The sequence below is a fragment of the Achromobacter sp. DMS1 genome (assembly GCF_001270295.1).
The window spans coordinates 22566-30701 of sequence record NZ_LHSJ01000014.1; the positions used below are offsets into that span (position 1 = coordinate 22566).

Here is an 8136-nt window from a genome sequence, read left to right on the forward strand (position 1 = left end):
GGCGTACCGAAGAAAAGGCGCTCAAGAGCGCCTTTTCTTCTTCATACCCGCGTCTGGCTTACTTCAGCAGCAACGCGTTCAACCGCTTAACGAATGCCGCCGGATCGGCGATCTGCGCGCCTTCGGCCAGCAGGGCCTGGTCCAGCAACAGGCGTGCCCATTGCTCGAACTCGCCGTCTTCGGCGGCGCGGATGCGCGCCAGCAGCGGGTGCTCGGGGTTGATCTCCAGCACCGGCTTGACGTTGGGCGTTTCCTGGCCGGCGGCCTTGAGCATGCGCAGCAGGTGCGGGCTGAGTTCGTTCTGGCCCACCACCACGCAAGCCGGCGAGTCCACCAGGCGCAGCGTGACGCGCACTTCCTTCACCTGGTCTTCCAGGGCCTTCTGCAGGCGCTCGACCACGGGCTTGAAGTCTTCGGCGACTTCCTGCTGGTGCTTCTTCTCTTCCTCGTCGGCCAGCTCGGCGAGATCCAGCCCGCCCTTGGCCACCGACACCAGCGGCTTGCCGTCGAACTCGCGCAGGTAGGAGAGCATCCATTCATCCACGCGATCCGACAGCAGCAGCACCTCGATGCCTTTCTTGCGGAAGATCTCCAGGTGCGGGCTGTTGCTGGCGGCGGCGAAGGTGTCGGCCGTGACGTAGTAGATCTTGTCCTGGCCCTCCTTCATGCGCGACACGTAGTCGGCAAAGGACACGGTCTGCGCCTGCTCGCCGGTGTGGGTGCTGGCAAAGCGCATCAGCCTGGCGATGCGTTCGAGGTTGGCCCGGTCTTCGCCCGCGCCTTCCTTCAGCACCTGGCCGAACTCGCTCCAGAAGGCGGCGTAATCTTCCTTGCGATTCTCCGCCAGGTCTTCCAGCAGCGACAGGATGCGCTTGGCCGAGCCTTCGCGGATGGCGCGCACGTCGCGGCTTTCCTGCAGAATTTCGCGCGACACGTTCAGCGGCAGGTCGGCCGAGTCGATCACCCCGCGCACGAAGCGCAGGTACGAAGGCAGGAGCTGGTCGGCGTCATCCATGATGAACACGCGCTTGACGTACAGCTTCACGCCGCGGCGGGCGTCGCGGTCCCAGAGATCCATGGGCGCGTGCTTGGGAAGGTAGAGCAGCTGCGTGTACTCGCTGCGGCCCTCGACGCGGTTGTGCGTCCAGGCCAGCGGGTCGTCGTAGTCGTGCGAGACGGTCTTGTAGAACTCGCGGTACTGCTCGTCGGTGATGTCCGACTTGCCGCGGGCCCACAGCGCGTTGGCCTGGTTCACCGTCTCCAGCTCGTCTTTCTTGACCTGCTCGCCCTTCTCGGCATCCCACTCCTCCTTGGCCATGCGGATGGGCAGCGAGATGTGGTCGGAATAGCGGCGCAGGATCTCTCGCAGCTTCCAGCCGTTGAGGAACTCGTCCTCGTCGGGGCGCAGATGCAGGGTGACATCGGTGCCGCGCGTGGCCTTGTCCGACGCGGCGATGGTGAACTCGCCCTGGCCGTCGGACTCCCATCGGACGGCCTCGTCGCCGCCGGCGCGGCGGCTCTCCACCGTGACCTTGTCGGCCACGATGAACGAGGAATAGAAGCCCACGCCGAACTGGCCGATGAGCTGCGCGTCTTTCTGCTTGTCGCCCGTGAGCTGGGCGAAGAACTCGCGCGTGCCCGAGCGGGCGATGGTGCCCAGGTTGGCGATGGCCTCCTCGCGCGACAGGCCGATGCCGTTATCGGAAATGGTGATGGTGCGCGCGGCCTTGTCGTAGCTCACGGTAATGGCGAGCTCGCCATCGCCCTCCATCAGCGCGGGCTGGTCGATGGCCTCGAAACGCAGCTTGTCGCAGGCGTCCGACGCGTTGGACACCAGCTCGCGCAGGAAGATTTCCTTGTTGCTGTACAGCGAATGGATCATCAGGTGCAGCAGCTGCTTCACCTCTGCCTGAAAGCCCAGGGTTTCGGGAGTCGTGGCGGTCTGGCTCATGTTCTTCGACAAGTTGAAAATTGGGGACAAAATACGGCCAGGCAGGCGGGCCGGCCTGGGTAACCCCGAGTACGTGAGGGCCATCTCCAGACTTTCAAGACCCCGCCCGGGTAAAATCGCGGGTTTTCCCCTGGCCGGCCATCCGCCATGCAACCCGCTACCCTGACCCAACCCGCCCCCCACGGCGCGTCCGACACCGACGCCGACAGCGTCCGCGACCTGGTCTACAAACCCGACGACCGGCCCGCCGCCCCCATCGCCTTCGTGGCCGCCCTGCAGCACCTGCTGGCCATCCTGGTGCCCATCGTCACCCCCGGCCTGCTCATCTGCCAGGCGCTGGGCGTCTCCACCCGCGACACCACCCTCATCGTGTCCATGTCGCTGGTCATCTCCGGCATCGCCACCTACGTGCAGTGCAAGCGCTTCGGCCCCCTGGGCGCCGGCCTGCTCATCGTGCAGGGCACCAGCTTCAACTTCGTCGGCCCCCTCATCGCCGGCGGCACTGTCATGGTCAAGCAGGGCACCCCGGTCGAAGCCGTCATGGCCGCCATCTTCGGCGTCGTCATCGCCGGCTCCTTCGTCGAAATGGGCATCTCCCGCATCCTGCCCTTCGTGAAACGCCTCATCACCCCGCTCGTCACCGGCATCGTGGTGCTGCTCATCGGCCTCACCCTCATCAAGGTCGGCCTCATCAGCATGGGCGGCGGCTACGCCGCCATGGGCAACGGCACCTTCGCCAGCGCCGACAACCTCATCCTCTCCGGCCTCGTGCTCGGCACCATCATCCTGCTCAACCGCGTGCCCGTCGTCTGGGTGCGCAGCACCGCGCTCGTCCTCGCGCTGGCCGTGGGCTACCTCGCCGCCGCCGCCATGGGCCGCCTGGACTTCACCGGCGCCCGCGAAGCCGCCCTCTTCCAGGTGCCCACGCCGCTGCACTTCGGCCTGGACTTCTCCTGGCCGCTCTTCGTGCCCATGCTCATCATCTACCTGGTGACCTCGCTGGAAGCCATCGGCGACGTCACCGCCACCAGCAAGGTGTCCAAGGAGCCCGTCGAAGGCCCCGTCTGGATGGAACGGATCAAGGGCGGCGTGCTCGTCAACGGCGCCAACTCCCTGCTGGCCGGCCTCTTCAATACTTTCCCCAGCTCCGTCTTCGCCCAGAACAACGGCGTCATCCAGCTCACCGGCGTCGCCAGCCGCCACGTCGGCGTATGGATCGCCGGCATGCTCATCCTGCTCGGCCTCTTCCCCGCCGTGGCCGGCGTGCTCCAGGCCGTACCCGAGCCCGTGCTCGGCGGCGCCGCCATGGTCATGTTCGGCGCCGTCGCCGCCTCCGGCATCAACATCCTCGCCGGCATCCAGCTCGACCGCCGCGCCCTGCTCATCATCGCCGTCTCCCTGGCCCTGGGCCTGGGCGTCTCCCAGGTACCCGAAATCCTCTCGCACCTGCCCCACGCGCTGAAAAACGTGCTCGAGTCCGGCGTCGCCACCGGCGGCATCTGCGCCCTGGTCATGAACTGGTTCCTGCCCGAGAAGAAGTAGCCCGCCGCCAGGAAGCCCGCGCGGGCTTCCTGGCGAAAATCGGAGAACCGCATATAATCACGGTCTTCGTCTCTTTCGCAGCCGCCGCCCGGCGCGCTCGCGTCCTCCCTGCCCGGGTGGTGAAATTGGTAGACGCAGGGGACTCAAAATCCCCCGCCGCAAGGCGTGCCGGTTCGATTCCGGCCCCGGGCACCACCGACCTCATAACGGCCCGCAAAGCCGCATGAATACTAGTGGGTGGAGTGTGGCAGTGGTGAAATTACCACGCAGATTACCACACCCCTTACCCGCACCTCTACGCTTTAGATGAGGCCCGCTCGGGCTGCTGCTCGGGTGCTCATCCAGACGCCCTGAATGCGTACCATCTGTTCACCCTCAGCGGTCACCTTGGTCTCAAACCCTCGGGCCTGTAGGGCCTCCGCGCTGGGCGCAACTTGGTCCATGTAGCGGCCAATCAGCGGACGCCAGCCCGCCATGTTGTTCCCGTAAAGCTGCCCCTCAAGGGCAACCCTGAGGGCATCCTTGTTACCGGGCTCTCGGGCGAACTCGTAGAAGTCCTGAAGCTCGCCGGAAGACAGACCCATCTGAGAAGTCAGGAACGAGTCCGCCTGAGCCTGATAGGCGTCAATGATGAACTGAGCCCGTCCCTGCGCTTCGGCCAACTCCATGCCGGTACTCTGCGCCAATCCAACCGCGATGTTCTCCATCGGGATATCGCCCATCGCGCCAGCGATAGCGGACGCCATGCCGTTCTGAATCGCTCCATGTGGGATGCCTGCGGCGGCTTGGTCGATGCCGTTCACAACCTCCTCAGGCATTACCGCCAAATCGGGATCATGCTGCTCTTGCTCTTGGTCCTGCTGCTCCTGCTGAGCGCCTCGCGGCTGTTGGTCTTCCCGGCGGTCCCCGCCTTCGCCGCCTGCCAGGACGTAACCGTCACCTTGTTTGACAAGGATTCCGGTCTGCACAAAGGTGCCGACCTCAGCAGACACGCCGCCGATGCGGACCGTAACCCCTGCCCCCGAGGCTCCCGCCGGCGAGGGTGGAGAGTCCAGAGAGGCAAAGCCTCTTTGGAAACTACGATGCAGGCTAATACAGGCGATCCATAGCAGGCAAAACAAGACAATTTCAGCGCACCACCCCTGAGGTTGCGTGTACCTAAGCCAAAATACGCGTACCTCTTGTAAAATCGAGTTACCTACAGCAAGGAGACGCCATGGCTGGTGAAGGTAAATGCGGGTTACAGCCCCACAAAACCATATAGAGACCGAACGCTGTCGACGCCAATCGGCTGTTAACTACGCGCGGGCCTCCGTCGGTCTAGAAGGTTTCTCGCTCAGTGAAGCCGATGAGGCCCACGCCCAGCGTTTCATCGATGGTCAGATCAGCCTGCAAGAGTTTGTGCAGCCGCGCGCTGACGCGTTAACGCTCCCAAAGTCTTCGTCATGACGAAGGAATTTAGGGTTTGGGGACTAGTGCAGGATAGGCTATCGCCGGTTTTTGTCCAACAGGGACACAATCTGTGACTTGGGCGAAAGAAATTAGATTAGGCAGAGACTTAAACATCGTCCCAACGAAATAAATCATCAGATTGGTCGTACATGCGTTTAGCATATCGATTAGTTTCGCATTAAATTTCGCGTTCATAAAAAGGATTGCTTACATGCATTTCCCAACCATTAAGAAAGTCCTTGCGGAAGGCCTACACCATCAGTTCAATATATCACTCGAACTAAATCCGGGTCTAAATGTTCTTTATGGAAAGAATGGACGAGGCAAGACTACGCTACTGCATATTCTAGCCAACGTACTTGAGCTAGATTTTGAACGATTTAGATATTTGACATTTAAAAAAATAACGATCGTTACTCATGCCGAAAACAAGCTGGAGTTGATAAAGACCCAGAACGATCAGGGGATCTACCTCACCATACTCTTAAACGAACAAGAACTGGGTTCCGCAACAGTCCAGGCGGATGGGTTCTCAACTCCCAACCTAACCAACTCAGAACAAAGAGAAGTACGAGCGGTGCTTGGAGGTCGGCCTGTTTATTTGCCCGCGTTCCGTGCAATCTTAGAACGAGTACGCTCGGATTCTTACGGTGTCGACAGCAGCACACGAAGTGAGGCATTCGAGCACATACGCAGAGGGGAGCTCTCCGCTATCCGTGAAGCCTACGGCGATTCTGAGTTTAGACGTTATGTAGGCGCTAGGAACGATTTGTCGGGCCACACGGCAAGGAAAACGATCCAATGCCGCGAATGGTTCGGACCTTTTGTGCCCATTGTCCGATACCCATCAATCCTTGAGGTGACAGAGAGGCTTTCAATAGAGTTGCGGGACGCGCAGTTCGAAACAGCGTCCTTCGAACGAAGGATGCTGTCCGAGATGTTTGTTGACGTATTTAAGGCCCTGCTATCGACTGACGAAACACCGTCCGACTTCGAAATGGAGGCCTTGATACAGCGCGTGCGAAAAGCTCTCGCGGAAGGAGAGCGACACGACAATGAACTCTATACCGACAACATTGGACAAAAGCTGGTTCAAGTCGTTGACCAAGTAAAAACACTCGGTGATGGAGGCAATGGAGCCGCCGAGCGAAGAGTTTTAAAACTATATGCCGAAATGCTTGAGCGAAGAAATTTAGAGAGAAAGTCTTCGTTTGACAAGGTTAGGCTATTTGAGATCGCTGTTAACAAGTTTCTCGCTGATAAAACACTGCATGTGAGGGAAGATTTAGACGGCAGAGCCGTCCGAGGAAATAGTCGAAATGTATATGTTGAGACTAATACTGGTCGCGCTTATGGGCTAACAGCGCTTTCTTCTGGGGAAAGACAAGTGCTGACCATGCTATTTTCGGCGACTCGTATGGGAAAAATAGCTCCCGGACTTTTCCTCATAGATGAACCGGAACTATCCCTCCATGTTGATTGGCAACGGATAATTTTGAGCGAGTTGATGGCGTTAGCGCCAGATCGGCAGATTATTGCATGCACACACTCACCAGAGGTCGGAGCGGATCATCTCGAGTTCCTACAGAACTTTGCTCCGAGCACTTATGAAATGCCGCTGCCAGCGCTCCCCTCCGAGGGATCCGACAATATTCTCGACGAAAACTTATGACCCACTATTCCAAGAAGGCTTATAAGCTCGCAGTTACCCTCCGGTCGTCCAAAACCATTCTGGTCGAGGGCCCCACGGATAAAAAGGTATTATCTAGGTTATTCCTGTCTCATAGCCTAGCAACAGGCACACAAGGAAGCTACGTAATTGACGAAGCCGATCTTATTAAAGATGAAGAATTATATGGGTACGGCCATAAAGCAAAAGTTCTAGCGGTTGCGGAAACCTTGGAAAGCCTGCCGGAAAAATTCAACTGGCTGGTTGACCGAGAGTGGGATGACATTAACTTAAATCAACGGCCGATAAAATATGAATACAAGGAACCACAGGGCCAAGGTTTCAGAACGAAGGGACACTCAATAGAAAATTATTGGTTTGACCAGGAAATTTACGAAAATTATCTACGCCAGAATTATGGCGGTGATCTACCGCATGGTTTTTTCATAGATTTTCGGGAGAATTTTAATTCTGCAATTGTTCTCGCTGCCGCATTTTCATTGGTCGCTTATAAAAATAGTTTAATTAACAAGTGTTCAGATTGCATTAGAGCAAAACACATCCATCATGAGGGCATCACCCTCTCAATTACGCACGGATTTGACGACTCACTTGCACGACGTGCTGTGCAGGAAAAGATATCAGATCAAGTTAATCACGAGGCAAGAAAGCTTGGCGATGAGCCTAGCGAAATAGTGCGCTGGATAAGCCATGGACACTTAGGCGAAGAAATGTTGCGCGCATGTATTGCCTATATAGCAAGCCGACATACAGCCAATGCGGGAATTATTGAAGCGATAGAACGGGGCAATAAAACTGCTAAGCTAGCGCATGACTCAGATCAAATCGCTCAGCTAGCACCTGAAAAGATTGAGCCTCTTTGGGATTTGGTGCAATGGGCGACATAATTCAGCCATTGTTCTACTAGTCATGATCGCCTCAGGTTCAGCAAGCATTGGGTGGTGGCGAAAATTAATAATGCAGACAATGTACTGTACCGAAGTTTCGGTACGGTACAGGTACAGCGCCCAGTTTTCACCAATTCAGCTAAAATACGCTAACCTACTGATATAAAACTAGTTTTATCTATTTCAACCTACGCTAGAATTCGCCCCATTTCCCTGTAGAAACACTGTAAATCACCGACTCAAAATCCCCCGCCGCAAGGCGGGCCAGTTCGATTCTGTTAGCGCCGGTGTAATACTGACCCACCCCGTCGGAGTAAATCTGACCCACCTGGGCAATGATGGTGGCTTTTTGGCCACCGACAATGTTGACTCAGGAGCAAGCAGTGGAGATCAAGGTAATGGCGCGTCGCGGCGTCAGCATTCGGGAGATGGCCAAGCAGCTAGGCTGCTCACGCAACACGGTCAGGCGATACCTGCGTGAGGCCGATGCCCAGCAGTACCGGCCCCGCGAGGCACGGGCCACCAAGCTGGATCCGTACAAGGACTATCTGCGCGGTCGCATCGAAGCGGCCCGACCGCACTGGATACCGGCAGCCGTACTGCTGCGAGAGATC

Annotated in this window: 6 protein-coding genes, 1 tRNA gene and 1 pseudogene; 6 read left to right on the plus strand and 2 right to left on the minus strand. The window is 58.0% G+C overall.

What is annotated here, in order from left to right; translation table 11 throughout:
* Positions 1-58 precede the first annotated feature (58 nt).
* Positions 59-1951 (minus strand): molecular chaperone HtpG, encoded by a 1893-nt coding sequence (htpG, locus tag AD428_RS03120; protein WP_053244150.1) that lies wholly within the window; start codon positions 1949-1951, stop codon positions 59-61.
* A 147-nt stretch (positions 1952-2098) separates the two neighbouring features.
* Between htpG and AD428_RS03125 the strand changes: the two genes are divergently transcribed.
* Together AD428_RS03125 and AD428_RS03130 are read left to right on the plus strand one after the other, a co-directional pair.
* Positions 2099-3493, plus strand: coding sequence for a uracil-xanthine permease family protein (locus tag AD428_RS03125; RefSeq protein ID WP_053244151.1), 1395 nt, complete (start codon positions 2099-2101; stop codon positions 3491-3493).
* A gap of 110 nt (positions 3494-3603) precedes the next feature.
* Positions 3604-3688, plus strand: a tRNA-Leu gene (locus tag AD428_RS03130).
* A 107-nt stretch (positions 3689-3795) separates the two neighbouring features.
* On the opposite strand, the gene AD428_RS03135 is transcribed toward AD428_RS03130, so the two are convergent.
* Positions 3796-4485, minus strand: a complete 690-nt coding sequence (locus AD428_RS03135) for a hypothetical protein (RefSeq protein ID WP_152967970.1) — start codon at positions 4483-4485, stop codon at positions 3796-3798.
* A 224-nt stretch (positions 4486-4709) separates the two neighbouring features.
* Here AD428_RS03135 and AD428_RS24305 point away from each other — a divergent pair.
* The 4 genes and pseudogenes from AD428_RS24305 to AD428_RS03145 form a co-directional block, all read left to right on the plus strand.
* A pseudogene (locus tag AD428_RS24305) lies at positions 4710-4942 on the plus strand (antitoxin VbhA family protein).
* A gap of 214 nt (positions 4943-5156) precedes the next feature.
* Positions 5157-6617: an AAA family ATPase gene (locus tag AD428_RS24310; RefSeq protein ID WP_082308235.1), complete on the plus strand. Its 1461-nt coding sequence runs from the start codon at positions 5157-5159 to the stop codon at positions 6615-6617.
* On the plus strand, positions 6614-7522 hold the full coding sequence (locus tag AD428_RS24315) for a DUF4435 domain-containing protein (protein WP_082308236.1): 909 nt from the start codon (positions 6614-6616) through the stop codon (positions 7520-7522). Before AD428_RS24310 ends, AD428_RS24315 begins: the two co-directional genes overlap by 4 nt.
* A 362-nt stretch (positions 7523-7884) precedes the next feature.
* Positions 7885-8136, plus strand: a 252-nt coding sequence (locus AD428_RS03145) for a helix-turn-helix domain-containing protein (protein ID WP_200907982.1), incomplete at its 3' end; no start/stop codon positions are given.